This is a genomic window from Embleya sp. NBC_00896, from assembly GCF_045207785.1.
Lineage (GTDB): Bacteria > Actinomycetota > Actinomycetes > Streptomycetales > Streptomycetaceae > Embleya.
In genome coordinates, this window is record NZ_CP108777.1 from 210041 (window position 1) to 236991 (window position 26951).

General features: G+C 70.1%; 21 protein-coding genes and 2 pseudogenes. 12 read left to right on the top strand and 11 right to left on the bottom strand.

The features are described from left to right. The first annotated feature begins 837 nt into the window (after positions 1 to 837). Both OG928_RS34185 and OG928_RS34190 read left to right on the top strand, forming a co-directional pair. Complete coding sequence (locus OG928_RS34185; RefSeq protein ID WP_331765878.1) at positions 838 to 2817, top strand: M20/M25/M40 family metallo-hydrolase; 1980 nt, start codon at positions 838 to 840, stop codon at positions 2815 to 2817. 67 nt (positions 2818 to 2884) lie between these two features. Beyond that, positions 2885 to 3103 carry a hypothetical protein gene (locus tag OG928_RS34190; protein WP_331765879.1) on the top strand — a complete coding sequence of 73 codons (219 nt, stop codon included), beginning with the start codon at positions 2885 to 2887 and terminating at the stop codon, positions 3101 to 3103. Positions 3104 to 3146: 43 nt separating this feature from the next. Here OG928_RS34190 and OG928_RS34195 read toward each other — a convergent pair whose 3' ends face one another. Then, entirely contained in the window at positions 3147 to 4577 is a 1431-nt protein-coding gene (locus tag OG928_RS34195; RefSeq protein WP_331765880.1) for a hypothetical protein, read from the bottom strand. Between the two features lie 421 nt (positions 4578 to 4998). Then, positions 4999 to 5349: pseudogene (locus tag OG928_RS34200) on the bottom strand (class I SAM-dependent methyltransferase); the annotation flags it as partial. Between the two features lie 200 nt (positions 5350 to 5549). On the opposite strand from OG928_RS34200, the gene OG928_RS34205 reads away from it, so the two are divergent. Together OG928_RS34205 and OG928_RS34210 are read left to right on the top strand one after the other, a co-directional pair. After that, positions 5550 to 5927, top strand: a complete 378-nt coding sequence (locus tag OG928_RS34205; protein WP_331765882.1) for a hypothetical protein — start codon at positions 5550 to 5552, stop codon at positions 5925 to 5927. 59 nt (positions 5928 to 5986) lie between these two features. Beyond that, complete coding sequence (locus OG928_RS34210; protein WP_406291426.1) at positions 5987 to 6493, top strand: hypothetical protein; 507 nt, start codon at positions 5987 to 5989, stop codon at positions 6491 to 6493. Positions 6494 to 6526: 33 nt separating this feature from the next. Here the strand turns inward: OG928_RS34210 and OG928_RS34215 are convergent. The 3 genes and pseudogenes from OG928_RS34215 to OG928_RS34225 all read right to left on the bottom strand — a co-directional run. Further along, positions 6527 to 6780: pseudogene (locus OG928_RS34215) on the bottom strand (RNA polymerase subunit sigma-24); the annotation flags it as partial. A gap of 8 nt (positions 6781 to 6788) precedes the next feature. Then, positions 6789 to 7196 carry a YciI family protein gene (locus tag OG928_RS34220; protein WP_331765884.1) on the bottom strand — a complete coding sequence of 136 codons (408 nt, stop codon included), beginning with the start codon at positions 7194 to 7196 and terminating at the stop codon, positions 6789 to 6791. A 179-nt stretch (positions 7197 to 7375) separates the two neighbouring features. Next, positions 7376 to 7939, bottom strand: coding sequence for a hypothetical protein (locus OG928_RS34225; RefSeq protein ID WP_331765885.1), 564 nt, complete (start codon positions 7937 to 7939; stop codon positions 7376 to 7378). 341 nt (positions 7940 to 8280) lie between these two features. On the opposite strand from OG928_RS34225, the gene OG928_RS34230 reads away from it, so the two are divergent. Further along, positions 8281 to 9114 carry an ABC transporter ATP-binding protein gene (locus OG928_RS34230; protein WP_331765886.1) on the top strand — a complete coding sequence of 278 codons (834 nt, stop codon included), beginning with the start codon at positions 8281 to 8283 and terminating at the stop codon, positions 9112 to 9114. Beyond that, a complete protein-coding gene (locus OG928_RS34235; RefSeq protein ID WP_331765887.1) occupies positions 9114 to 11648 on the top strand; it encodes an FtsX-like permease family protein in 2535 nt (844 codons plus the stop codon). Before OG928_RS34230 ends, OG928_RS34235 begins: the two co-directional genes overlap by 1 nt. A 176-nt stretch (positions 11649 to 11824) precedes the next feature. Here the strand turns inward: OG928_RS34235 and OG928_RS34240 are convergent, their stop codons facing one another. Then, positions 11825 to 11968 (bottom strand): hypothetical protein, encoded by a 144-nt coding sequence (locus OG928_RS34240; RefSeq protein WP_331765888.1) that lies wholly within the window; start codon positions 11966 to 11968, stop codon positions 11825 to 11827. A 1493-nt stretch (positions 11969 to 13461) separates the two neighbouring features. Here OG928_RS34240 and OG928_RS34245 point away from each other — a divergent pair. Next, entirely contained in the window at positions 13462 to 14538 is a 1077-nt protein-coding gene (locus OG928_RS34245; RefSeq protein WP_406291429.1) for a hypothetical protein, read from the top strand. A gap of 85 nt (positions 14539 to 14623) precedes the next feature. On the opposite strand, the gene OG928_RS34250 is transcribed toward OG928_RS34245, so the two are convergent. Then, positions 14624 to 17296, bottom strand: coding sequence for a hypothetical protein (locus tag OG928_RS34250; RefSeq protein ID WP_331765890.1), 2673 nt, complete (start codon positions 17294 to 17296; stop codon positions 14624 to 14626). A 604-nt stretch (positions 17297 to 17900) separates the two neighbouring features. On the opposite strand from OG928_RS34250, the gene OG928_RS34255 reads away from it, so the two are divergent. Both OG928_RS34255 and OG928_RS34260 read left to right on the top strand, forming a co-directional pair. Further along, a complete protein-coding gene (locus OG928_RS34255; protein ID WP_331765891.1) occupies positions 17901 to 18476 on the top strand; it encodes a hypothetical protein in 576 nt (191 codons plus the stop codon). Between the two features lie 331 nt (positions 18477 to 18807). After that, positions 18808 to 19476 (top strand): hypothetical protein, encoded by a 669-nt coding sequence (locus OG928_RS34260; protein WP_331765892.1) that lies wholly within the window; start codon positions 18808 to 18810, stop codon positions 19474 to 19476. Between the two features lie 127 nt (positions 19477 to 19603). Here the strand turns inward: OG928_RS34260 and OG928_RS34265 are convergent, their stop codons facing one another. Continuing rightward, positions 19604 to 20599 (bottom strand): hypothetical protein, encoded by a 996-nt coding sequence (locus OG928_RS34265; protein ID WP_406291432.1) that lies wholly within the window; start codon positions 20597 to 20599, stop codon positions 19604 to 19606. A 173-nt stretch (positions 20600 to 20772) separates the two neighbouring features. Between OG928_RS34265 and OG928_RS34270 the strand changes: the two genes are divergently transcribed. Beyond that, positions 20773 to 22098 carry a UDP-glucose/GDP-mannose dehydrogenase family protein gene (locus OG928_RS34270; protein ID WP_331765894.1) on the top strand — a complete coding sequence of 442 codons (1326 nt, stop codon included), beginning with the start codon at positions 20773 to 20775 and terminating at the stop codon, positions 22096 to 22098. A gap of 154 nt (positions 22099 to 22252) precedes the next feature. Here OG928_RS34270 and OG928_RS34275 read toward each other — a convergent pair whose 3' ends face one another. After that, positions 22253 to 22453, bottom strand: coding sequence for a hypothetical protein (locus OG928_RS34275; RefSeq protein ID WP_331765895.1), 201 nt, complete (start codon positions 22451 to 22453; stop codon positions 22253 to 22255). A 115-nt stretch (positions 22454 to 22568) separates the two neighbouring features. On the opposite strand from OG928_RS34275, the gene OG928_RS34280 reads away from it, so the two are divergent. Together OG928_RS34280 and OG928_RS34285 are read left to right on the top strand one after the other, a co-directional pair. Next, positions 22569 to 24905 (top strand): helix-turn-helix domain-containing protein, encoded by a 2337-nt coding sequence (locus OG928_RS34280; RefSeq protein ID WP_331765896.1) that lies wholly within the window; start codon positions 22569 to 22571, stop codon positions 24903 to 24905. A gap of 109 nt (positions 24906 to 25014) precedes the next feature. After that, positions 25015 to 25395 (top strand): hypothetical protein, encoded by a 381-nt coding sequence (locus tag OG928_RS34285; protein WP_406291434.1) that lies wholly within the window; start codon positions 25015 to 25017, stop codon positions 25393 to 25395. A 7-nt stretch (positions 25396 to 25402) separates the two neighbouring features. Here OG928_RS34285 and OG928_RS34290 read toward each other — a convergent pair whose 3' ends face one another. Further along, positions 25403 to 25609, bottom strand: a complete 207-nt coding sequence (locus OG928_RS34290; protein WP_331765898.1) for a hypothetical protein — start codon at positions 25607 to 25609, stop codon at positions 25403 to 25405. Between the two features lie 148 nt (positions 25610 to 25757). Further along, positions 25758 to 26840 (bottom strand): protein kinase family protein, encoded by a 1083-nt coding sequence (locus OG928_RS34295; RefSeq protein ID WP_331765899.1) that lies wholly within the window; start codon positions 26838 to 26840, stop codon positions 25758 to 25760. Positions 26841 to 26951: the final 111 nt, after the last annotated feature.

Genomic DNA, 26951 nt, shown 5'->3' on the forward strand with positions numbered 1-26951 from the left:
GCCGCCGCGGCGGTCGGGGACGGGCGCGGTGTGCGGGTGTCGGCCGCGGGACGGAATGGTGGATTCGGGAACCGCCGGAGGCCTGCTGAAAGCCCTATGGCGCATAAATCGCTCAAACATACGCGATTCCTTGATCGTTCTTCCTGATGACCCCGGGACCGTGACCGCCGTCCGGGGTCATTTGATGGTCTGGAAGCTATCGCCAGAATTTCTTGGATGCCAAGGATTCACTGCAGATGCAAATGCACAGTCGCTCGCCGCGCCGCCCGAAACGACGGCCGCCACCCTGCGATCAGGACATCAACCGGCCTCCGAACGACCGAAAGACGCGGATGACAGGCCGCGAAAACGTCGCTCGACGACGAAACCCGATCGGAAACCATCCCGGATCGCGAATTGCCCCTTTTGGGAATCGGCCGCCCAGAGGACGCCCACACAAGGAATACCACCCCTGCGGGTGACACGAATGCAAATGCACCTGCAAAAAGTCATCGACCGCCCCGCCCGGGAATCGTGGCGATACCCGCGGCCATCGCCACGCGCGAGACCCATTCGACCCCACCCGCACGCGGGGCACAGCCGCCGGCGCACGGAATCGCGCTCGCGCAGCACACCCGGACGTCGCAATTCGGGAGGCCCTCCCGACGATCGCACTCACGGCACCTACCGGCGGGGTTGCCCGCCCCGTGGGTATGAGGACAGCGTGATTGGCGGGAGAAGCTGTACGTAAACGTCACTTACGCCGATCGGGTACAGGCGGAGGGTCGCGCGCAGTGGACGGACGAGTCGCGGGCAGAGGACGGAGGAGGGAACCCCCCACATTCGGAGGCACTTCACATGTCCGTGCTCTTCTTCGACATCGGGGCCACTCTGGCGGATGCCCGCGTGGAGCCCGACGGCTCACTGACGCTCAGGCCCCGGCCCCGGGTGGTCGCCGTCCTCGATGCCTTCCGTGACGTACGCAAGGGCATCATCTCCAACCCCGGGCCGGGCGATGGTGCGGCCGAACGGGCGGCGGCGGCCCTCGAGGAGGCGTTCCCCGGCCGTTTCACGGACGCGAGTCTTGTGCACTGGGGTGTGAAGGACAGCCGCAGGCCCTTCGATCTGGCGGTCGCGAGCACCGGGGGTGCGCCGGCCAACGACTGTGTGTTCGTGGGCGAGGATGCCCAGGAGAGAGCATTCGCGCGGGAGGCGGGGATGCGTACGGCTCCGCATCCGGTGTTCGCCCTCGCCGCGGTGGAGAACCGTCCCGTGCTCTTCGCGCGGATCGGGCTGCCGGACGGCCGGGGCCTGCCGGAGCTGGCCGCGGCGGCGGAAACGACCGAGGTGGTTCCCCTGCATGTGGCCTCGGACCGGCTCGTGCTCGTCATGGCGAGCGCTCTCGGTGCCGAGGCGCTCGAACGCGCCGGGTTCACGGTGGACCGGCGCGAACCGGTGGAGGACAGGGCGGCCTTCCTGATCCGCGACGACCGTCCGGTCACAAAGGCCGAGTCGCTTGCGGACTCCACCGACGCCGCGGGGTCGGCGACCGGGGCGGCGCGGCGCGCCACGGCCGTATACGGCTTCATCGCCGACGCCCTGGCCGGGAGGGGTGCCCCGCCGGCCGCCCTGCTCGGACCCGCACCGGGTGGTGTGTATCTCGCCGTGCCCGCCGGTGCGCCGGTCGAGGAGGTGCACCTGCCGGGTGCCAAGCCCGGACACACGGAACGCCTGCTGCCGGACCCGACGCTCCTTTCGCGGCCCGGCGAGGCTCAGGCGGACGTGCTCACCGGCGCAGCGGCCGAAAGCCCGCGCCCGGGCCGGCCCGGCGCGGCGTCCGGCAACGGCCTCCCGTCCCCCGAGACGATCGCCGCGGTGCGGGCGACGGTGACCTCCGAGACCCTGCGGGGCCATGTGGCGCGTATCTCCGGCGTGCAGCCACTGGTCGAGGGCGAGTCACTGACGGTCCGCAGCAGGGATGCGGCGGCCGAGGACAACGCGCGGGTCGTGGAGGCGCTGGCCCGCCGGTTCCGGGAACTCGGGCTGCACGTCCGACGGCACCCGTTCCGGTGGCAGGGACGACAGCTGTTCAACCTGGAAGCCGAGCACCGGGTCGCCGGGGCGGACTCCACCGTCCTCATCACGGCCCACCTGGATTCGACCGCGTCCAGCGGTGACTTCGTGGACGCGAACGGCGAACCCCGCCCCTACGACCCGGCGGTGGACCCCGCGCCGGGAGCCGACGACGACGGAAGCGGGACGGCGGGAGTGATGGCCGCGGCCGAATGTCTGGCCGCCCTGCTCGCGGACGGCGGGCAGCCGACCCGCAACGTGCGCTTCGTGCTCTTCAACGCCGAGGAACAGGGCCTCGTCGGCAGCAAGTTCTACGCACGGGCCGCCGCCGCGGAGGGCGACCGTATCGCCGGGGTCTTCCAGATGGACATGATCGCGGGACTGCAGCGGGGCAGCACGCCCAAGGTCGAGATCCACGCGGGATCCTCCGTACCGGGCCCGGTCGTGGGGGCTTCCGACGCGCTCGGCGACCTCGTCGCACGCACCGTGCCGACCTTCGATCCCGCGGTGACCGTCCAGCACCTCACGGGCCCCGGCGACCCGGCAGTGGGACGCAGCGACCACGCGAGCTTCCATGAGCGGGGATGGGCGGCCGTCGCCGTGTCCGAGGACCTCTTCTCCACCCCCGACGGCGCGCCCGGGACCGGCACCCGGCAGTACCACACCCCGGGGGACACACTCCTCGACCAGGATCACGACACCGATTTCGCCGCCACGATCGCCGGCTCGGTCACCGCAACCGCTCTGACCTTCGCCGGGCTGTAGACACCGACCATTCGCCGGGCTGTAGACACCGACGGAATGGAGTTCACATACGGAATGGAGTTCACATATGGGCACGGACAATGACCCGAACCCGGCCTCGGGCGAGGACGGGCACGAGCAGAACGACGAGGCCGAGCGCCGGGCGACCGAGAAGTACGTCAGCGATCTGCTGGCACGGGGCCAGGCGGTGTTCGAGGGCGAGGAGCCGACGTCTCGGACGACGCACGTCGTCAAGCGCGAGGACGACGGACGGCTCACCGTCCGTCGTCTGCGCTTTTTCAGCTGACTTCTCAGCCGACTTCTCAGCTGCTGACTTCTCAGTCGACTTCTCAGTCGAAGCAGCGCCGGACCAGAGCGAGGCCCTCGGTGGTCTCGCTCCGGGCGATCTCGTGGGTCTTGAGCCGGGTGGGGTTGTCGTCCACGACCGCCACGTCGGTGCGGTGCTCGGCAGGGATCTCGACCCGACCGCGGCGGAGGAGGTCCTCCAGGTACGACGTGGCGACCTGCTCGGGGTCTGCGGGCCGCACCGAGCCGCCCGCGGGGTCGGAGCCGGCGATGCCGAACCGGCGGGCCTCCCCGGGGGCGTAGAGGGTGAGCGGCCCCTTGATGCCGTACGCCATCCCCTGGACCGTGACCATCGTCAGGCCCTCCTCGTCACTACCGCCCGGCGTCGCCTCGGCCACGGCGGCGCCTTGGCGTGTCATCTCCGTCGCGGTGAGGGACGTGGCAGCGCCCAGGGAGAGGATTCCGTGGCGGGTGAACGCCGAGCGCAGGGACGGACCGTACTTGCCGCCGTTGCGACGCTGGTCCGCGGCGATCATGTGGCCCGCGACCTGCGCGTAGTAGCCGGACACCACGGGCGCGGCCACGACGGCGTCCACCAGCAGTTGGCCGGCGATCCGGGCCGCCTCGGCCAGAGCGACCTGGTCCTGGCTGTCCTGCTGACGGAAGATCCCCGCGACGGTCTTCAGGAACGCGCCGCTGAACACCCGGGAGAACGAGTGGGACTCGCTGGTGAGCATGTTCGCGGGTCCGACCGGCGGCAGCTGCACCGGGTCGCGGTAGAAGAAGTGGTTGGACATGTTGCGCAGGCAGTCCGGTTCGGCCGCGTCCGGAACGATCTTGCGCAGCGCCCAGCCCAGTTGCTCGGCCAGCCGCGACACGCGAGAGGACTGCTCGAGGCGGCCCTGCGTCTGGGTCAGGACGGTGATCCGCAGCGACTCCAGCTGGAGTGCGGTCAGCAGCGCGCTGATGTCACCGAACGCCTCGTGGAGGGCGTCGGACTCGTGCATCGCCGCGTTGAACAGCTGGGGGCGCAGGGCGTCGAGGATCGCGTGGCCCAACTCGTGCCGGACGATCTCGGGGCTCTGGCCCGAGAAGACGTCCACTCCTTCCACCCTCTGGTGGAAGAACTTCAGGCCTCGCCGGTCGTAGAAGGCGTTGAGGTCGACTCCCGCGTCGAGATGCACGGTCAGGACACGTCCCACCGACGGGACCCACTGAGTTCCCGTGGGAACCAACGGACCCCAGGTCTGGCAACCCGTGCTCAGCGCGTCGGCCGCCACCCAGTAGCGGAAAGCCGGCGTGCCCGGCCCGGCACTGTCCGGATTCGGCGCGGCCTCGGCGATGGCCGTCGGAAAGGGCTGTGTGTCGAGCTGGGGCACCGGGTGCCGAACCGGCACATTTTCCTGCAGAGGAGCTCCGGGATCGTCCTCGTACACCAGAACTGTCTGGGTCGTCGCGTGCTGCTGCACGGTCATTGCCGCTCCAGGGGAGAAGGGAGGGGGACCCGACAGGCGGTGGATGCACCACCGACCGGACTCCGGGGGGATAGTCCCTTATATCCAGTACGCGACGCATGCCCCTGCGTGTCAACTCGAACACAGTGGGTGACCGTGGATCGTGCGAGCACGTCGAGCCGCCGCACCTCCGCCTCCGTGAGCCGGATCGCCCCCGCCGCCACGTTCCCGACGAGGCGATCGGGGTTTCCCGTGCCGGGGATGGCCGGCATGTGCGGCCATGGCAGAGCCATGTGGGGGTGGCGTAGTGGTTGCGCGCCGCAGTGTCGACGCCCAGTTCGGCCAGGATGGCGCGGACTCGGGCCAGGCTGCCGTAGCCGCCGCATTGCACGACCAGGCGCCCGCCGGGACGCAGCACCCGAGCGGTCTCGGCGAGGAAAGCGACGTGGTCGCGGACCCAGTGCAGGGCTCCGGTGGAGAGCACGGCGTCGAAGGAGCGGTTTTCAAAGGGGAGTCCGGCCTCGAGGTCGACCTGACGCAGGACGACGCGGTCCGCGTGGGGTGCGAGTCGGACGTGGGCTTGGTCGGCCATGCTCTGCGAGACATCGACCGCGACCACCGAGGCTGAGGGGAACCTACGCAGCAGTTCCTCGGTCACGCGGCCGCTGCCGCATCCGGCGTCCAACACGGTCGCGTTCAGTGGTGGTTCCAGGCGAGCGAGTACGTCCGTGCCCCAGGCATGTTGGGCGTGGCTGTGCAGGTCGTAGGCCGAGCCGGTCCACAGATCCGTCATGGCACGCAGTGTCGCGGATACGCCCGCCGAGGTGCATCCGGTTTCGCACTCGGGGCTGCTTCACCCGTACGGATGAATTGTCGCGAACACGCACGGAGTGCCGCGCTCCGGACTACCCTTGGTAGTGGCATTCGGACGCGAGGGGGGGAAATCGCGTGGATCCGTTGACACTTGCTGCGGCATCCGCAGTGGTGGGGGCTATGGCGACGCAGGCCTGGGAGCAGGCACGCCAGGCGGTGGTGGCGTTCTGGCGACAGCGCCATGCCGAAGAGGTCCCGGCCATCGAGGCGGAACTGGTGCACTGCCGCACCGAGGTGACCGAGGCACGGGCGGTCGGAGACAGTTCGGTCGAAGAGGCCCTGATCGGCGACTGGCAGCGCAAGCTCAGGCGGCTGCTGTCCGAGGACCCTTCGCTGCGGGCCGAGTTGCAGCGCGTCCTTGATCAAGAGCTGACTCCGCTGCTGCCGGACGCCGCACGCGCCGGCATCACCAACATCCGGATGAGCGCCAACGTCTCCGGTCACGGAGAGGCCTATCTGGCCGGTCGCGACATGACGGTCAAGAAGACCCCGTCATGACGCAGCCACCACCTCCGTCCCCGGGCGAGGACCTCGGTCGGTCGGATCTGCGCGCTTCGTTGAACCATGACGCCTCGGCGTACATGGCCGGCCGTGACATGGCCGTGGACAACAGTTCACGCACCCACAACAACAACAAGAACATCGTCAAGCAGTTGGGGCCACTTACGCTGGTCATGCTGGTCGCGGTCGCCGTAGCCGCGATCGTCGCCGTGGCGTGGCTCGTCGGAAGCGTGAACGACGACAACGGCGAACCGCCGGCCGCGACCCTGGCCAACACCGAGATCACCATCGAGCCGAACTCGGGTCCTCCGGGGACTCCCATCCGGATCATGGGCACTGGCTTCCAGCCGGGCAAAATCGTGCAGGTGATCTGCCAGGATCCGATGAATCCGCAGCTCGGCGAGTTCCGCGCGGCAGCGGATGGCTCGTTCTCCGGAGAGGCTGTCATCCCGGACGACGATTGGATCAGGAAAGTCGGTGTCCAGCTTGCGATCGTGGCAGCGAGCGGCCAGGCACAGGACTCGGAGCAGCAGGGCTTGGCGTTCTTCAACGTACGGCGCTAGGGCCTGTGCGGCGTTGGCCTATTCGGCGGGCTGAAGGCTTGGGCCCTGCCCGGGTGCCGGCCCGGGTGCCGACTCCTCGTCGACGCGGTCCTCACGTCGGCGGCGGCGGCGTCGGCGCGTGTCGCGTCGCGGAACTTGTGCCCCGCCGCCGGTCGGCCGCCCGGACCCGGAGCGCCTCGACCGGGAGCGTCCCGCACGGCGTCCTCGTCCGCCGCGAAGTCGGCTCCGCGGCGGACGAGGACGGTGAGCACGCCCGGGGTGAGGTTCCTGAGCAGGATCTCGTCGATCGGTGACGTCACTCCGTGATGGTGGGCTGCTCGGTGTAGAACGGGCGCACCTCCAGCCACTCGTGGATCGGCTTGCCGCCCGCCCCGGGGGCGGCCGACAGCTCCCCGGCCAACTCGACGGCGCGCTCGTGGCTGCCCACGTCGATGATCATCCAGCCGGCGATGAGGTCCTTGGTCTCCGCGAACGGTCCGTCGGTGACCGGCGGGCGCCCCTCACCGTCGTAGCGGACCCACGCTCCCTCGGGGGCGAGCGCCCGGCTGTCGACGAACTCGCCGGTCTCCTCCAACCGGGCCGCGAAGTCGTTCATGTACTGCACATGCGCCGAGATCTCCTCCGGGCTCCACCGGTCCATCGGCACGTCGTTGACCGAAGCCGGGGCGCCGCGGTAGTGCTTCAACAGCAGGTACTTGGCCATCGTGGTGCTCCTCGATGCTCGTGCGACCCCTTGTGGTCGCGTTCACCCCGGGGACGGAGCCGGACGCGGGTTCTCGACATCGCCGTCCGATTATTTTTGGGCTCTTGTGGGGCGAGGGACCCGGCGGGCGGGCAGGAACAGCAAATGGGGCGGTGGCGAGGCGCGGTCCTCTTGCCTGTTCATTCGGCGTCGGGATGCTCCTGTTCGCCGTCGCCGTCGGAATCGACGCCCTCGATCGGCAAACGCGCCACGCCGTCCGCGGCGACGGCCTCGGGCCGGCCCGAAGACGTCACGGCGATGATGACCTGGGCCGCCCTCCCGATCGAGGCTCCTTTGCCGTCGGGGTGCGGCCGGGAGCCGGGGGCCGGGGTCGGCCGCGCCGGCGGCGCGAGACCCGTACCGGGCGGCAGCCGCGGTGCGGTGGTAGGCGTGGTTGGAGGGCGGGTCCGGGGCGGGGCGGCCGTGGGGGCCTTCGGATCGGGCGCCGGAGCCGTGGGTCGGGCTTCGGCCGCCGAGGCCGGCTCGCCCGGCACCGTGTCGCCGGGTGCGTTTCGGGCGGTCGGGGGGAACGGGAAGGGCGGCGGGGGCGGCACCTGCGGTGCGGGCGGTACGACACCGAGCTCGGGCCAGGCACGGCGGACCTCGTCCAGGAAGCCGCGGTGGTCGGTGCCGTGGGTGTTCGCGGCGGCGTACAGGGCGGCGAGGGCGGCTTGGAGCGAGTCCGGCTCGGCGGCGCCGAGCAACGCCGGCAGGGCGAAGGCCTGTTGCAGCGCGTTGTCGATGCCGTCCGGGAGGGTGATCGTGGTGCGCGGAAACGGCGCGGGTCGTCCCGGCCTCGAACGGCCGGCACCATCATCGACCGAGGCCGACAGTGGGCCCCGGCCGGGCCAAGCCGAGCGCCCGCCCCGTCGCCTGAGCGCCCGGCGGTGGGGAGGGCCTCGCCACCCGCGTCCTGACCCCCCTCCCGGGGGTGGGGTTGCCCCCACCCCCGATCCGCGTGGTCGCACCCTCGTACCGAACGGCCCCCGATCCGTAGCGTCGAACCTGTTGGTTTCGGCAGGCATCACGGGTCACAGGAGGCACCATGTTCGGGCGAGGCGGTCGCGGTACACGACAGGCGAAGCGGGATGCCGCGAACTCGCCGCGGTACGCGGTGCCCGCGTCGGTCGATTGCGCGGTCCGGCTGGACGCGGTGACCAAGGCGTACGGCAAGGGCGCGTCGGCCGTGCACGCACTGCGCGGGATCGACCTGGCGATCCCCAAGGGCACGTTCACCGCCGTGATGGGCCCCTCGGGCTCCGGCAAGAGCACGTTCCTGCACTGCGCCGCCGGCCTGGACCGGCCGGACGGCGGGCGGGTGTTGCTCGGCACCGACGACCTGACCGCGATGAAGGAGAACGAGCTCACCCGGCTGCGCCGGACCCGGCTCGGCTTCGTCTTCCAGGCGTTCAACCTGCTGCCCTCGCTCACCGTCGAGAAGAACGTGCTGCTGCCCCTGCGGCTGGCGGGCGTACGCGCCGACCGCCGCCGGGCCGCCGAAGTGCTCGCCATGGTCGGCCTCGACCGGCACACCGGCCGCCGGCCCGCGCAGCTGTCCGGCGGCCAGCAGCAGCGCGTGGCGATCGCCCGGGCCCTGGTCACCCGACCCGACGTGCTCTTCGCGGACGAGCCCACCGGCGCGCTGGACACCACCACCGCCGCGGAGGTGCTCTCGCTGCTGCGCCGGGCCGTGGACGAGACCGGCGCCACCATCGTGATGGTCACCCACGACCCGATCGCCGCCTCCTACGCGGACCGCGTGGTCTTCCTGGCCGAGGGCAACCTCGCGGGCGAGCTGTACCGGCCCACCCCCGAGGCGATCGCCGCCCGGATGGTCGACCTCTCCCAGGTCGACGCACGGCAGGGACGGGCCGCCTGATGTCGCTGCTTCGACCCAACGGTCTCGCGCGCACCTCGGTGCGCTTTCGACCCGCGTCGTTCGCGGGCTCGTTCGTGGCGCTGCTGTTCGCCGCGATGCTGGTCACGATGTGCGGCGTGTTCATGGAGAGCGGGATCCGCGCGCACGCCACCCCCGAGCGCTACGCCGACACGCCGCTCCTGGTCAGTGGGCCGGACAAGGTGAGCAAGCGGTTGGGCAAGGGGGAGGGCAGGTACACCGAATCGGCCCCGCTGCCCGAGCGGACCCGGATCGACGCCGGGCTCGCCGGGCGGATCGCGGCCGTGCCGGGGGTGGGCTCGGTGATTCCCGACCTGACCTTCCCGGCACAGACCGAGCGGGCCGTGGTGGACGGGCACGGGTGGTCCTCGGCGCCGCTGGCCGGTACCCGCGAGGGCACCGCGCCGGGCGCCGGCGAGGTCGTGTTGACCGCTGCCGCGGCCGGTTCGACCAAGGTCGGCGACACCGTGCGGGCGACCACGCCCGGCGGTGAGGTCGCGCTGCGGGTGAGCGGCGTGGTGCCGGGCCGAGGTGCGCACCTGTACGTGTCCGACACGGACGCGCAGCGGTTGGCCGGGCATCCCGGCACGGTCACCGCGATCGGAGTGCTTCCGGCGGACGGCGCGGACACCGGCAAGGTCGCCGGCGACGTGCGGGCCGCACTGGCCGGCACCGGTGCCAAGGTGTCCACCGGGGACGACCGCGGGGCGGCCGAGTACAGAGACTTCGGGAACACCAAGGAGATGTTCACCGCGATCGGTGGCACCCTGGGCGGCATTGTGCTCATGGTGGCGATCTTCGTGGTCGCCGGTGCCACCGCGCTGTCGGTGGGGCAGCGCCGGCGCGACATCGCGCTGCTGCGCGCGGTGGGGGCCACGCCGTGGCAGATCCGCCGGATGATCGCCACCGAGACCGGTCTGGTGTCCCTGGTGGCGGGCGTCGTCGGGGTGCTGCCCGGCACGCTGCTGGCCCGCTGGTGGTTCTCCGCCATGGACGACCGGGGGCTCGTCGCGCACGGCGTCACGTTGTCGGTGGGCTGGATCCCGATGGTCGTGGCGATCGGCGCGGGCACGCTGACCGCGCTGGGCGCGGGACTGCTCGCGGCGCGGCGCAGTGCGAAGATCAAGCCGACCGAGGCCCTGGGCGACGCCGCTGTCGAGCGGGTCTTCGTCGGCTGGATCCGGCTGGTGCTCGGCCTCGGCGCGCTCGGCGGCGGAATCGCGGTGACCCGGATCGCGCTGAACGCGACCGGTGACGACGCGATCGCCGCGGCCGGCGGCGTGATCATGCTGTTCATGCTCGCGATCGGATTGCTCGGCCCGATCCTGGCGCACGTGTGCGTCTCGGTGTTCGGGTGGGTCGGGAGTCTGTTCGGCACCACCGGACAACTCGCGTTCGACAACGCCCGGGCCAACTCGCGGCGGCTCGCGTCGGCGATCACCCCGATCGCGCTGGCGGTTGCCTTCGCGGCCACGCTGAGCTTCATGTTCGCGGCCGAGGATCACCATGCGAGCGTCCAGTCCCGGGACGCGATCACCGCCGACCGGGTGCTGGCCGGGCCGGGCTTCGTTCCGCAGACCACCGCCCGGGTGGCCGCCACGCCCGGCGTCGCGTCGGTGACGTCGGTGCTGAACACCTCGGTCGTGGTCGTGCGGGACGGCGGCCTGCAGAAGCAGAGCGCGCAGGGCATCGGGGGCACCGCGCAGGACCTGGCGACCACGCTGGATCTGGGTGTCCGCGAGGGCAGCACCGACGCGCTGCGGCCCGGCGCGCCGCAACCGGCGGGCGGAGCGGTCGCGCTGGACCGCGAGGTGGCGTCGGCGCTGCACGGCAAGGTCGGCAAGCCGGTTTCGATGTGGCTCGGGGACGGTACTCCGATCGACCCGGTCGTGGTGGCGATCTACGATCGCGGACTGGGCACCGCCGGCGTGACGCTGCCGCGGGCCGCGGTCGCGGGACACGTGGAGACGGCGCTGGACACGCGGCTGCTGGTGCGGTTCGCGCCCGGCGCGGACGTGCGGGCCGCGGACGCGGCGCTGACCGGTCTGACGCAGCGTCACCCGGGGGCGTCGGTGCAGGACCGCGCCGCGTACGCGACCCAGGTGGACAAGGACCGAGAGACGAACAAGTGGCTGAACTACATCATGTTGGTCATCCTCGCGGGCTTCGCGACGATCGCCGCGATCAACACGATGGCGGTGACCACGGCGGCCCGGAACCGGGAGTTGGGCCTGATGCGGATGATCGGCAGCACCCACGGCCAGGTTCGAGCGGTGCTGCGGCGTGAGGCGATCATGGTCGGTGTGATCGGCCTGGGGCTCGGAATGTCGGTTGCGCTGGCCACCCTGGTGCCGTTCAACAAGGGCTCGTTCGACACCGCGACCCCGTACGTCCCGGTGCAGCTGTGCCTGGCGATCAGTGCGGCCGCCCTCCTGCTGGCCCCGCTGACGGTGGCCCCGGTGGCTCGCCGGCTGCTGCGGCCGGCTCCGATCGACGCGGTCGGCGCCAAGGAATAGCGCGGTCCGTGCACCGCGAGCGCCGGACGGGCCGATCTCGGCTCGTCCGGCGCTCGCGTCGGTGCCGGCGTCGATGCCGCGTCGGAGCTCGCGTCAGTGCCGGCGACTGCCTGGATCATCAAATGGTCCGACGGCACCGCCCGGTCCATCGGTTCGGTGCCTGGTCCGGGTCGTCGTCAGTCGCCCGGTTCGTCCACCCGGGGCAGCCGAAGATGGGGCAGGTCAAGCTGGAACCTGTGGCCGCGTCCGGACACGGTTCCTTGGTAGTTCAGCTCGTTCGGGTCATTCACGCCCATGGCGTTGATCGCCTCCACCAGCATGGTCGCCGCCTTGTCGGCGTGCTCGCCGTTGCCCGCGGCGTCGTCGAAGCGTCGTTGCCACAGGCCGCCGGCGTCGGACCAGCCGCGCCTGGCGAGCAGGTCGGGGGCCCGCCCTGGCCACGCTGGGGTGCGCCGAAGGGCCCGCGGCCCGTGGTCCCGGATATGCCGCTGCTGTCGGCGGACTTCTTCGATGCGGAGGGCTGAGGGTGGGGCGGAAGGAACACGGCATCTGCAAGGACTGCGGCAAGGACCGCTCGATCGCGCTGAAGTCGCGGGGCCTGTGCTACACCTGCTGGACCAAGCTCCGGCAGACGGAGACCTGCTGGCAGTGCGGACGTCAGGAGCCCGCGACCTTCCGGGACGAGAAAGGGTCCTGGTGCCAGCTCTGTTGGGCGAGGAATCTGGCCGAGCCGTGCTGCGTCTGCGGGCGGGACGGGAAAGTCGCAGAACGGCGGAACGGGAAGCCGGTCTGCTGTCGCTGCTGGCAGCGCGAACGTCGCATCCCGCTGCCGTGTCATGTCTGCGGCCGCGTGCTGAAGGCCACGAAGAACACCCCGACGGGGCGAATCTGTTACACCTGCCACCGAAAGACTCTGCCCAAGGAGGCGTGCTGGGTCTGTGGTCGCATGGTCGTGGCCTCGGCTCACACCGAAGAGGGCGCCTGGTGCGAACCCTGCCGCAAGCAGGCACTTGCCGAGCCGTGCTCCCGCTGCAGCATCACCAGAACGATCACCGCCCGCGAGTAGGACGGCAGCCCGGTCTGCAGTGCCTGCTACCAGCGGGAACATCGCGGTGATCGGCCCCGACACAAGTGCGTCGACTGCAGCGAAATGAAAGCCGTGGACCGGATCGCAGACGACGGACCGCTCTGCGAGAAGTGCAACAACCGGCGGGCACCCATCGTGCTCTGCCCGCGCTGCGGCAAACACCGCAAGATCGGCGTCCTGAGCACGGGGGTCTGCCGGGCCTGCACCCAGCAGATGCGGCCTCGCGAGCCATGTCGCATCTGTCGCCGGAGCATGCCGGTCGCCTTTCGCGACACCGAGGGCCAGCCCTGGTGCGACAACTGCCGTCGTCGCGACTGCGCGCAACCGTGCTCCGGCTGCGGCATCACGAAGGTGGTCACCGCCCGTGACGCCCGCGGACCGTGGTGCTCGGCCTGTTGGCAGCACGCTCGCCCCGGTCCCACCTGCGTCGACTGCGGACAGAACCCGTCCATGCCGATGCCGAGCTGGGACGGCATACCATGTTGCGTCTCGTGCTACGGGGCAGCGAGTGTCCCCTGCAGCCGCTGCGGGACGCTCGCCAGAGCCGAGCGTCGCTGGCCGGAAGGCCCGGTCTGCTTGCCCTGCGTCGACGAGGTCCGCTTCACCCACGCTGGCTGCCACCGATGCGGCCGGCTGGCGGCCGTCTTCCGCCAGGAGGAAGCAGGTCCGCTCTGCCCGGAGTGCGCCGGAGTCAACTTCGCCTACCGCTGCCCGACTTGCAGCGCGATGGGCAGACTCCTGCATGGTCAGTGCCCCCGCTGTCGGGCTCTGCAGGAGCTCGACGAGACGTTCGCCGACCCCGACGGCCAACGCTCGCCCCATCTTGCCCCGCTGGCCGAAGTCCTGGAGCAGTACGAGCAGCCGTACTCCCTGGCCCTCTACCTGCGACGGCCCGGCGGTCAGCTGATGACGGACCTGCACGACAAGACTGTCCTTGCCCGATACGCACGCTGGCATCTCATGCCCCTCGCTTACCACGGCCTCGAACGGTCCGGTCTCAACCGGTTCCAGCGCGAGCATCTACGCCGCAAGCTGCAGACGGCACACGTGTTGCTCACCCACATCCGCCGTCGCGGCAGCACTCTCGACAGCGTCACCCAGACCCTCGTCGACCGATGGCTGATCGCAAACAAGAGCCGCCAGAACCAAGCCCGCTCCTTCTTGCTCTGGGCCGCCACCTCCCACTTGATCCCTCAGAACGTCGCGATCGCCACCGCGACCAGGACCGTCGACCGGGCGATCATGAGCGATGCCGACCGGATCCTCACCGCTCTCCGCCTGGAGACCGACGAGTCCGAGCACATCACCGACCGCGTCGCTGGCTGTCTCGTCCTGCAATACGGGCTGCGAACTGATCGACTTGTGAGCCTCACGACCGACCACGTCCTGGTCCACCCAGAGGAGCCGGGCGTCCTCGGTCTCCAACTCGGACGAGACCCGCTCTGGCTTCGGCCGCGGCTGTCGGCATTGCTCCAACAGCTGATCAACGAACGACGCCCGCTGGCCGCCCCGCTCAGGACCCGCGAGACGCCCTACCTCTTCCCCGGCCTCCGACCCGACCAGCCCATGACCTCCAACACTCTGCAGAGACGACTGACACGCCGAGGCATCCCCAGCACCAGCAAGGCCCGCAACGGGGCCTGGCTCGCCATGGTCGGCGCCGTCCACTGGAAGATGCTCGCCGATCTCCTCGGCCTCGCCGACGGCACAGCCCACAACTGGCACAAGCTCAACGGGGGCGACCGCGCCAGCTACGTCGCCAGCCGACTCAGAGCCTCTCAGCCACCCACCGAACCCGAGTAGGCACCCGGACTACCGCACTTGACGGCCTGATGTTCCAGTTACGGAGAACCGCAACTGGAACATCAGGTCCGGCAATTCGTCGTAACTACTGCACCCCGGCGGATTCGGAGGCAGGCGCGGTGTCCGCGAGAGCCCTTAGTTCGTCGGCGCTGCACGGCAGCCCGTTGCGCCGCAGTACCTCGTTCAGATCGACGTTGAACTCCCCGGTGTGAGGGTTGTCGGCGATCGCGCGGATTACGGTGCGCTGGGCGTCGGTGAGCGGCTCGCCCTCGCCGTATGCCTCGGTCGGGAAGACGATGTCGAGCAGGGTGTTGGCGACGGAGACGGCGTCGACGGAGTGGACCTCGTCGAGGGTCGCGCACAACCCGGACAGCAGGGTTTCGGCTTGCTCGAGCGGCAGGAGCGCCAGGGTGGTGGCGGCGTCGGTTTTGGGGTCGCCAGCGCCGAGGTACAGGCTGGCGAAGCCGTCGGTGTCGAGGTTTCCGCGGAGTGCTTCGATGAGAACCTGGGCGCCTGCGTCGGCGGGGGAGTTCTGCTTGCGTACCCAGGTCAGGGCGGCGCAGAAACGCTGCAGCGGATCGTCGTCGGTGAGGTGCTGCTCCAACGTCCGGCGCGTGTCGGTGCCGGCTTCGTGCAGGGCCAGGCCGAGCATGATCTCGGCGCGGATTTCGCGTTCGGATTCGGCGGTGAGGCGGTCGCGCAGAGCCCGGGCGGCCGCCTCACCCGGCGCTGCGGCGAGCAGGACGACGGCCCAGCGCCGGATCTCGGCGCTGTGGTGGGCGGCCAGACCGGTCCAGGTCGGAACGGCGTCGGCGAGGGCGGAGAAGACCTCGTGGTAGGCGGACTCGGCGCCGTTCTGGGAGAAGAACTCGCCCGGTTCGGTGGCATCGGCGGGGAGGTGGGCCTGGATGAGCTTGAGCTGGTGGGCGGCGCCGAGGTCGCCGTCGCGGGTCGCGATGGCGGCCAGGAACTCCAGCAGCCTGGCTCGGGCGTCATCGCCGTCGACGCGTCCGGGCAGCGCGGTCATGTAGCGGAACGCCGGTCCGGTGGCCCCCGCGATGGTGTGCTGGTGGTGCAGCCTGGCCGACAGGTTCCCTAGGGGCAGGAAGAACGCTTTCGGGTTGACGACGGCCAGTCCCTTGAGCAGGAACGGCACCTCACTTGGGGAGCCGAAGAACGTGTCGAGCTGATCCCACTCCACTGCCTCGACACCGGCCAGTTCGGTCGGCGTGGGCGCCGACCGCCAGACATGTACGGCATGGGCGGACAGGCCGAGGTCCTCATGGCGGACGAGGTCGAGCCCCCCGAACGACACGGTCCCCAGCTCGGCGCCGTCAAAGCCGAACAGACGCCAGTGCCCCACCGGCCTGCCGAGGATGCCGGGCTTGACGTGGCCTTCAGCGACAACCGCACCGCTGGGGTCCAGGGCACGCCACCGTTCGACGGCTGCCTTCTCGACCGTGGCGTCGGTGGGCGTGACGTCGACGACCCGGTTGCCGTCCACGTCGTACCAGTGCTCGGCCACGAGGACGTCGTCCCGCTCGGTGCGTTCGACGCGGACGGCACCGTCACCGTGGAACCGCCGATGGATCGTGATGCCGTCGGCGGGCCACTCACGCTCCGACTCGGGCACTCCGCTGTCGTACTCGCGCTCCAGCAGCAGCTCGCCGTCCGGCCGGTACCGCTTCACCCGGTAGAGAGTGCGGGAGCTGAGGTACGTCCTGCGCTCCACCAGCTTGCCGTCGGCGAAGTCGGCTTCCGCGTAGCCGTGGTAACAGCTGTCAGGGGCATGATACGTCGGCCCTGCCACGTCCGAAGTACGATGCCACGCCTGTTCCCACAGCCGCCAGGTTCCGACCGCAGCCCCGGTCGTCTCGTCGATCTCGCCGGCGACGAACGCGAGCAGGCCCGCTACCCACACCGCGTCGTCGGGAACCCCGGTCGACGGCACAGCGGGTGGTGTACGCACCTCGGGCAGTGCCGCCTCACCGACGGGCTCGGACCGCAGCAGCCGCAGTGCCAGCTCCGGCAGCCCTTCATAAGCGGCGTGCAGCGCCACGCCCGGCGAGGCGCCCAGACCGGCTGCCAGGCACAGCTCGACCGACTTGGCGTCGCTGTCGCGGGCAGCCTCGACCAGTGGGCTGGCCTTGGCCACACCACTGGGGAAAAGAGCAACCTCGTTGCCGGCGCGGTGATAGCTGAGCCTGGACGGAACACCTTCCCGGTTCCAACTCCACCACAGACCGCGCGGCCTGCCGTCGGAATCCCTCACGCCGTCGAGCCACATCTCATCCTTCGACCGGTACACGGCACCGCCCGGGACGTTCTGCGGCCGCTCGGGGTAGGGCTGACCAGTCTCGGTGACCTCGTGGCCCTCCCGGTCGAACAACCGCACACCGGTGATCTGGCCGTGGACCTTCTGGGCCTCGTAGCGCCACACGGTGTCCGGCATTCGGTGGACAGGAAAGGCAAGTTCGGTCGTCGGTCCGGTGGAGCGGAACACGGCGTCGACCCCGTGCATCACCCCGTTGACGAATGTGCAGGAGCGCGAGACCTCCCCCGACTCGTGGTAGCGGGTGGAGGAGCCGTGCGGCACGCCGTGCTCATAAGCGCAACAGTTGACCAGGGTGCCATCCGGCCGCCAGTAGGTCACCACGCCATGTTTGCGGCCGTCCTCGTCCACTTCGGCCAGGACCCACTCCTTGTCGCCGTCATCCCAGACGGCTTCCGCCGGAACACTGACCGGACGCTCCTGCATGGAATCGCTTCTCTCGTCGTACTGATCTGTGCGAGGGGTCACCGGCACGCCCCGGGAACCCTGGAAATAGACCACTCTGGCAGCAATCCGGGAAACGTGGCATCCGTGTAAGTACTCAAGAAAGTACGTAGACAGCACCGCGTCGACGCATGCGTAGGCGGCAATGATCTCGACCCTCGCTGATCGGATCCGGGAGGCTGCCGGCACGAAGCCCGCATTGGCGCGGGCTGTTCGACACGCTTGTCAGTCTGAGGATGTTCGCTCCGTCCGTTTATCTCGACTGTCATGACTACGGCCCCGAGTACCGGCTGTCGATGGCACGGGTGGACAACTCCATTGCCCTGGTCCACGAGTTCTTGGAGGATGGATACATCGAGGGATTTGACAGCACCGACGAACGCGACGCCTAAACGCTGCCCAGACATAGGCGCCACAGAGCCTGAGCTGCAGCTGAGGGTCAGTCCCGACTGGCCCTCGGTTGGCTACGCGCGGTTACACAACGTGCTCAAAGCCAGTCGCATTTGGCGCGCTGTAATATTGCTCGCCGCCAGCGCTGCCGGTGTGGTGGTGGGTCCGGCGGCGGGGGCAGGCGTACCCCTGGGATGTGGACGCACTGATCACCCTGCCGTTCGTGGTGGATGTCGCCGGGAACGCGGCCGACCTGTACGACCGGGTCGCGTGGTTCGACGACGCCTGTCACTTCGGAAACTGGGCGGTGCTCGGAACGGCGTGCGCGGTGGCGCTGCGGCGGTGGAGCACGTTGCCGGCGTGGGCGGTCGCGTGGTGCTGCGCGGGGGCCGGGGCGGCTACGGCGATCCTGTGGGAGTTCTTCGAGTACGGGGCTTTCGTTCTCGCTACGCCCGAGTCGGTGTCCATCTACCGCGACACCGTCGGGGATCTGTTCCTCGGACTGCTCGGAGCGTCCGCCGCCGGGGCCGTCGCCGGGTGTCGGGCGCGGCGGCAGCACCGCGACCGCCATCGGGCCGTCGCAATCTCGGGCGTTGCCGCGCCGTCGTCTCGCGCGCCCCAGTCGACAACGCGCTCGAGTCGACTGCGCCATCGCCGACGGGAACGCTTGCGGAGCAGCCGGGGCCGCGCTCCGGAGTTCGCCTATCCCGATCACGCGAAACGCGATCTCGAAACAGCCGCTCCCGGGTGCACCCGTGGGCCCGGTGTGTGACAAGCAGCATCGACGGGAGTGCGCTGTGCTTGTCCCCATGCGGTACTTGTCGCCATTTCGGGCAGGCACCGGCACCGCGCTCGGGCCACCGTCGATCGGGGGTACTCGGCGGTGTCCGTCGAGCATGGTTGGGGTGGTCGTGACCCGCGCGTTGCGTCCTTGTGGGGGTGATCTTGGCTCGGGCAGAATCACGCACGCCTCTGCGTCGTACCAGGGGCGGGTTCGCGACTCGGGTACGGCGACGACCGCCGGGTAATTGGGGGCGCACGGGCATGGCGAACGTGTGAGCGCGGGTTCGCGGTCGCGACGCGGGGACGGGACGACCGGCGGGGTGGCCATTCCGCTGATCGTGGTCGCCGTCGTGTGTCTGCTGGCCACCTCCTCCGCCTGGCTGTTCAGCGGGAACAACGACGCGCGGCAACCGAACGGGCTGAACAGATCGACACCACCCTCGCCACATGCCTCGTCGTCCCGGGGCCAGGTGCCGGACACGACCGAGGTTCCGTCCGGGGCGCCGACACTGGGCCCGGGCACTTCACGGACGCCCACCGCACCCGCGTCGACCGCCCGCCCGCCCTCCGATAGCGCCGGGCCACAGGCCACCGGTCCCGGACCGATCGCGGACCCGTCACACAACAACCAGGCTTCGCCCCCGGGTACGGCACCGACACCGGTTTCCACCCCGGCGGGCGGCACCCGACCCGGCGACATCAGCGTATTCGTCGACCGCGGCGCCACCACCGGATACATCGACCTCGTCAACCCGACGGAACGCCCCCTGGCATCCTGGACACTCACCATCACCGTCGCCGGATCCCGATTCATCCAGTTCCGAGCCGAGGGCAACGACGGGTTCACCACCGACGTGGGCACCACCACCGCCAAGGCGATCTCCAACCGGCCACTGCTCCCCCACGAGGAACTCACCGTCTACTTCGAGCTGAAAGCGCCCACGAGCGGCGGCAGTTGCAACTTCAGCGGAGTGAGCTGTCGGTTCTGATCACCGGCCCGGCGCTTCCCGCACGACCAGTTCGGGGCCACCGGTTCCGGAGCGAGCCGGCCGGTGCCGCGCTTTCGGTGACGTCCTCGCGCCGTTGGAACGGCCATCGATTCCCAGCAGGGCCTGCCTACTGGATGTTCAAGGCAATGGGATGATCCGGCCCGTCGGGGCAGACAAACACACGAAGCTCTCCGAAGCGGCCGACACTGACCGACGGATCACCGCCGCTGTCCACCGTCAGGAACAACTGCATCCGGCGTCCGCAATCGGACCGGGAACAGATGATCCGCTGGAGATCGGTGAGGTGCCAGGACGGCCAGCCTCCGATCTTCCATCCCCCCAGGCAAGCGAAGTCGTCGTGGTAGTCCAGATCCTGTTCCTCACACCGGGCCTCGACAACGTCCTGGAGGCCGTCCGGAAGCTCGTCGTGTTCGGGGAAGTCCCGCGCCTCGACGGGACTCAACGTGCACGGCCGCGGGATATATGTCTCCGCGGCCCGACGCGGCCGCGGCATCGCGGCCGGCAAGAGCGTTTCCTCGGCGCTGCGACGCCACCGCAACTCGAGGCGCGGTCCGCCGTAGGGGTATCCACCGGCCACGTCCTCGCGGTCATGGTCATTCGGACACCACAGCACCTGGAGCAGGTCGGCGTCGCGTCCTTCGAACGCGCGGGGAACATCGCACGCGTGCAACTGAATCACGGGCACCATCGCCACGGGGTCGGTGCAGGAGTCCGGCCGGGTCGAGATCCGTTCCCACGTGATCATGTCCAGGGCGCTCGCACCCTTCATGATCCGTTTTTGCGCGGCTGCCTCCTCGTGTGTGACGACGTTCCGTTGGCCGGTGCCGTTGCGCGCGCGCATCTCGCGGGCCTCATCCATCTCCTGCCACTCCCGGCGCTCCGCCTCACTGAGCGGCTCACGGTGGTACACCCAGTGGCCGACGGAACACTCCGGCCACGGCTCGCCGAAAGGCCACAACAACGGCCCGCCCACGGAGCTGTCACCCGCGCCGGGTGCACCACTCGTCGGATTCAGCAACACCGCGACCCGGGCCAGGTCCCCCAACTGCGGGAACTCGGATATCAGCGCCTCATCTTCGGGATGTCGTTGCACGCCGGGCACGCTACCGCTTCGACCTGTCAGACCCGCGCTCAAAGCTCGTGGTCGGGCTGCACGCCGACCGGCGGGCGGTGCAGTATCTGAACGCCCCGAACACAGCGGGCACCGAGCGGTAGCGTCGCGGGGACGCTCCGACACGAGGCGTCGGGTCCGGAACACCAACAGTGAGGATCAAGATGCGCGTCTCCGTCATCGGCTGCGGCCACCTGGGCATCCCGCACGCCGCCGGCATGGCCCAACTCGGCCACGAGGTCATCGGTGTGGAACTCGACCAGGCCCGCGTCGACCGGCTCAACCGCGGCGAAGCCCCGATCCACGAAGCCGGTCTGCCCGAACTCCTCGCGAAACACGTCGGATCCGGGCAGCTGCGCTTCACCACCAGCATCGAAGAGGCCGCCGCCTTCGCCGACGTGCACTTCCTCGCCGTGGGCACCCCGATCGACGCGGACGGCCGCTCCTACGACCCCGGCCAAGTCTACGGCGCCGCCCGCGCCCTCGCGTCCCACCTGACCCGCCCGTGCACGATCATCGGCAAGTCCACCGTCACCGTCGGCACCACCGCTCACCTCACCCGCCTCGTGCACAAGCTCGCCCCCGCGGGGCAGGCGGTCGAGGTGGTGTGGAACCCGGAATTCCTCCGCGAGGGACACGCGGTGGAGGACACCCTGCACCCGGACCGGCTCGTCGCCGGAGTCACCAGCGCAGAGGGGGAAAAGACCGTCCGCGAGGTGTTCGCGCCGATCCTCGCCGACGGCACGCCGCTCATCGTGACCACCCCGGAGACAGCCGAGCTCATCAAGGGCGCCGCCAACACCTTCCTCGGCCTGAAGATCTCGTTCATCAACGCCGTCGCCGACATGTGCACCCAAGCCGGCGCCGACGTCGCCACCCTCGTGGGCGCCCTCGGCATGGACCCGCGCATCGGTGCCGGCGGCATGCAGCCCGGCATCGGCTACGGCGGCGGCTGCCTCCCCAAGGACGTCCGCGCATTCACCGCCAGCGCCGAGCAACTCGGCGCCGGCGACGCCGCAGTGCTGCTCCAAGCGGCCGAAAGGATCAACGAGAACCGCCCCGCCGCCGCGCTGCGGCTGATCGAGGACGCACTCGGCCGCCCCGTCGCAGGCGCCCGGATCGCGCTGTGGGGCGCGTCGTTCAAGGCCGGCACGAACGACGTGCGCGAGTCGCCTTCCCTCGCCCTCGCGGCGCTTCTCCACGCCCACGACGCCACAGTCACCGTGCACGACCCCCACGCCAACCCGTCGGCCCTGATCCGGCACCCCGAACTCGACTACGCCGACACCCTCGTCGAAGCCACCGCAGGCGCCCACGCCGTGGTGATCGGCACCGAATGGCCCCAGTTCCGCGACGCGGACCCGGTCACGCTGCGCGAACACGCGGCGTTCCCGGTCGTCGTCGACCTGCGCAACGTCCTCGACGCCGACCGGTGGCGCGAGGCCGGATGGACCGTCCACCAGCTCGGGCGGCCCCAACCCACCAGGTAACCGAAGAGAACACCGGCCGGCCCGGGGCGGCGTGGCCGGTCACGGCGCGATGCCGCGCCGGCGGCCGCAGTCGACGCGATCTGTGCGCTCTCGCGGTCGATGTACGCCGGGTGGCCATCGCACGGTGCGGCGGTCCTCTGCGGTGCCACGTGGTTCACGTGAGGACGGAGGTGAGCGTTTGGGCGACGACTGCGCCGAGCGTGAGGACGGCGGCGAAGGTGGTGCCTCCGCGCAGGAGGGCGGCGGGATAGGTGGCGCCGTCGAGACGGGTGAGTACGCCCGCCACGACCGCGGCAAGCAGCGCGAGCACGACGACAAGAGCGACGGCGAGAAGAACAACGGCGAAGTGGGTCACGGTAACCTCCCAGAGGGGGCGGGGTCTTGACGTGACCCAGCGTCCCGGAAGGGGTGTTCGCCGCAGTTCGGCTCGGACGAAAACGAACACCGGCGAACACCGAGCTGGGGATCATGTGGTCGAGGAACACAGCGGCAGATCGGCTCTCGCGGAACTGCGCGAGCGGTTGCGCGACGGGCGGGTCCTCGCCGGGCTGAGCATGACCCAGCTCGCGGCCCGGACCGGGTTGGGCCGCACCACCGTCCATGCGGCCTTCCAAGCCGACGGACCGGTTCCGTCGGCGGACACGGTCGCGGCCCTGGCTCGCGCGCTGCGCCTGCCGGCGGAGGAGTTGCCGGCGCTGCAGCGGGCCGCTGCCCAGGAAGCCGCCCCGGCAGCGGTACCGGCAGCGGGTCCGGGCAGGCCGATCGCCAAATGGGACCCGCACGACCTGGAGGTCCACCCCGCCGGAATCGCCGCCTCCTCCGGCTCGGTAGTGACGGGACGGGTGCTGTCCGGCTACGTGCACCGCGCCCACGACCGGGTCCTCGCCGACGCCGTGAAGGACGCCGAGGCGGGCCGGAACCGGATGCTGGTCCTGGTTGGCTCGTCCTCGACCGGCAAGACCAGGGCGTGCTGGGAGGCTGTCCAACCGCTCGCGAACCAAGCGTGGAGGCTGTGGCATCCATTCGACCCGACCCGGGCCGAAGCCGCCCTGGCCGACCTCGCGCGCGTCGCACCGCGAACGGTGGTGTGGCTGAACGAGGCCCAGCACTACCTCGGCGACCCGCAGGTCGGCGAACGCATCGCCGCCGCCCTCCATGCCCTCCTCACCGATCCCGGCCGCGGACCGGTCCTCATCCTGGGAACCCTCTGGCCCGAGTACGAGGACCTGTACACAGCCGTGCCCAGACCCGGCGGTCCCGACCCGCACAGCCGCGCCCGCGAGTTGCTCGCCGGCCGCACAGTGACCGTCCCCCACGCCTTCAACCAGGACGCGCTCGACGCTGCCGCTTCCCTCGCCAACGCCGGTGACCGGCTGCTGGCGGCTGCCCTCACTCGCGCCGGCACCGACGGGCGCGTCGCCCAAGACCTCGCCGGCGCCCCCGAACTCCTGCGCCGCTATCAGCACGGCACCCCGGCCGTCCGGGCCCTGCTGGAGGCCGCGATGGACGCCCGTCGTCTCGGGCTGGGCCTTCACCTTTCCCAGGCGTTCCTGACCGATGCCGCCGCCGACTACCTCACCGACCACGACTGGGACCAGCTCACCGACGACTGGGCGGAAGCCGCCTACGCGGACCTCGCCCGCCCCGTCCACGGCAAGCAAGCCCCGCTGGGCCGGACCAATCCCCGGCCCACACGCCGTCCGCCGGTCGGTCCGACATCGGCCACTGCTGCGACCCCGCCCACGGGGTCGATGTTCCGCCTCGCCGACTACCTCGAACAGCACGGCCGCACCGCTCGCCGCCTACTCTGCCCACCCGCATCCTTCTGGCACGCCGCCCACACCCACCTCACTCACCCCGGCGACCTCAACAACCTCGCCGAGGCCGCCAAGGACAGGGGCCGTTTGCAATGGGCCCACCACCTCCGCCTCCGGGCTGCCCGCGGCGGCCACACCGGCGCCATGGTCAAGCTGGGATGGGCGAGGGAACTGGCCGACGACCGGGAGGGTGCCGAATCCTTCTACCGGCAGGCCACAGACGCCGGCGATCCCGAAGCCGCCCGCTTCCTGGGGCAGATGCGGGAGGGCGCCGGGGACCGGGAGGCCGCCGAAGCCCTCTACCAGCAGGCCGCCGACGCCGGTGAGGCCGATGCCCTGCGCGGCCTGGCGCGGCTGCGGGAAGCGGTCGGAGATTCGGAGGGCGCCGAAGCCTTTTACCGGCAGGCTGCCGACGCCGGTCACACCAACGCCTTCACCGACCTGGTGTTTATGCGGGAAAGGGCTGGAGACCGGCAGGGTGCCGAAACCTACGCTCGGCAAAGCGCCGATGCCGGCGGCGCCTTCCCCCTCACCAACCTGTCGGTATTGCGGGAGGAGACCGGGGACCGGGAGAGTGCCGAAGCCCTCGCCCTGGAAGCCGTCGGCGCCGGTGATGCCAACGCCCTGCTGGGACTGGGGCGGATGCGGGAGGAGGAAGGGGACCGAGAGGGTGCCGAAGCCGCCTACCGGCAGGCCTCGGACGCCAACGGCGGCCCCACCATCGCCCACATGGCGCGGATGCGGGAGGAGGCCGGTGACAAGGAGAGCGCCGAAGCCCTTGCCCTGAAGGCCGCCGATGCCGGCGATTTCTACGTCCTGCGCGACCTGGCGCGGATGCGGGAAGAGGCCGGGGACCTGGAGGGTGTCGAAGCCCTTTACCGGCACGCCGCCGACGCCGGCCATCTCCCCTCACTGCTCGGGGAAAGGTGGCAGTACGGACTGGAACCGGACGGTTCACCCTCATCTCCGTGGAGTGCGGACTACTCCTGAGAACAGCTCGTTCTCGATCCACTCCACGCGGTGCGGTAGCCACATTGCGCGGCCGAGGGCCGGAACGGCCGGACGACGGTGATGATGTCGATCATCACGCCGTCTCGCTTTGCTCTCAGGAGGAATCGTGGGTGCCATCCGCAGGATCGCCACATCAGCAGCCGCCGTGGCAATGGCCGCCGCCGGTGCCGTCGGCATCGCCACCCCGGCGCATGCGGGCGGCAACGGCCAGCAGCTCGTCTTCGTGGACAAGTACAGCAACGCATGGTCGATCTACGTGTACGGCTACAACCAGAACGGGGCCTGGACCCAGGGCTGCTTCAACACCCCGGAAAAGGAAACGGTGCTGTCCGGCTACTGGTGGAAGGGCAGCGTGAGCTACCAGGCCTACTACAACTCGAACTGCACTGGCACCAAGGTCGGTTGGGGCTGGGACTCCGTTCCGGTCAACCAGCCGGAGAGCAACTACTACTACATCTCGTTGCAGTAACCGCCGTTCAGCGGCGCCGGAAGCACGGCAGGCGGGACAGCGGCGCGTCGACCGTCACGATCGCGGGTCCGGAGTACCCCGCGCCGTCGTCGGCCTGCCAGGTGCCCGGGGGGATCACCGCCTCCCGGGTCACCGCCTCCTTGGTGACGACGGGGACCACCATGATGTCGTCGCCGAGCGGGAACTGGTCCGTGATCTCCGACCTCGTCGGCATCAGCCCCGGCACCGCCGACCGCCGGGCACGGCTCGCGGGCGACTCCTGGTCCGACCACCTCGCCGCCCGCCGGACCTGACAAGTCGTCACCTGTCACCGGTCGGCGAACGCGATGACCGGCGGGCTCGTCGGACGGCGTTCGCGGCCTTCAGCCGTGGCGCGACTCGAAGATCCGGTGGATTGCCGCCAGCGGGTACGCAGTCTCTCGGCTCTCGTGCTCCAACCTCCCGATGAAGTCCGTCACGACTGCCGCAAGCGGTGCGTGACGGACAAGAGTCGCCGTAACCTCCGGCGGACCCGCAGGAGGCCGCGCCCCTTCCGCACACGCGCGAATCAGCGCCTCCCGTTCCGCCCGCTCGTACCCATACAGGCCCGTGATCAGCCAGTTCACCAAGTAGCTGAGCGCGTACGCGCGATCGTAGGTTCGGTGCGTCTCGAAGAAGTCGGCCTCGGCGGGGCTCAGGTCGAAACGGGACGACAGAGCCAGGCCATAATCGGCGAAATAGAGGCGCCGGCCGTCAGTCAGGATGTTCCCGAAGTGGGCGTCAAGGTGCAGGAGACCGCGGTCGTTCATGAAGGAAGTACCCGCCTCCAGTTCCCTCTCCACCAGGACACAGGCCCGGCCGATCGCCTCGTCACCGACTCGCACCTGCTCGGTGAGCCACTCGTGCAGCGTCTGCGGGATGTACTCCAGGAACAGCACGAGACTCGCCGGAGACTCCGCAAGGGCCTCGATACGGCGACGTACCTCCGGCCTGCCGCCGCAATTGGACACGACCCGATCCACGTCGGCAAGCTCCTCCGGAAGAGCCGGTGCCGTGTCCGGCAGAACCCGCCAGTGGTACATCAGCGGAAACCCCTGATACTGCCCTGAGAGCACCCAGTTGGTGGTCATGGTGTGGACGGCGGCCTCCCGCCAAGCCCCGAAGCTGGGCGCCCCGCCGATGTTGTATTGACAGAGGACAGGCAGCCCGAACACGTTTGCCGTGGACCGGACATGGTCAGGCCGGAGCTCCACCTCTGTCAGGGGGACCCGCTTCACGAAGACCGGCGTACCTGCAACCTCCAGCAGCGCCGACCTCCCGCCGATACCGGAACCGAGCGGTGCAGCGGAGTCCACCATCTCGCCCAGTGCTCGATCACTGCGCAGGGCCAGGGACGTGGAAACGGCGCTGTACGCAGCCGGCCGCTCATCCGACCACAACCCAGCACCGTCGGCCATCGCCTGCATCCGGATGCCGACCTCGTTTCTCGTCGCTGACGCCGGGCGTCCAAGGCGACAGGCGCTGTCGAAGGACCCGGCACCCTCATCATTGTCACCTTGAGAGTGGAGTATCCATGA